The organism is Psychromonas arctica, assembly GCF_038155225.1.
Lineage (GTDB): Bacteria > Pseudomonadota > Gammaproteobacteria > Enterobacterales > Psychromonadaceae > Psychromonas > Psychromonas arctica_B.
Genome location: NZ_JBAKBA010000307.1, coordinates 1 through 219, shown reverse-complemented (window position 1 = coordinate 219; position 219 = coordinate 1). Strand labels below are relative to the sequence as shown.

Below are 219 nucleotides of genomic sequence, written 5' to 3'. Positions count from 1 at the left end.
TTAGATAATAACTATCCCTCTAGTGCAGAAATGAATGATGCGGTGAATGGATTCTTTAATCATAAAACGTCGCCATTTATTTACGATCAAGATATTCCTTTTTTCCCTGTAAAAGCGCCTCCGATAAAACGTAAAAACCTGGTGGTTAATAATCCCGATGATGATCAACAAACTGCGTTACAGTTTTTGAATATTAATGGCGGGTTAAGCAGTGATGCA

At 36.5% G+C, this 219-nt stretch carries 1 protein-coding gene; it reads left to right on the top strand.

Features of this window, described 5'->3' with window-relative positions; translation table 11 throughout:
* Window positions 1–219 (top strand): hypothetical protein (locus V6255_RS18635; RefSeq protein ID WP_341629446.1); only part of this gene is annotated, 219 nt, incomplete at both ends.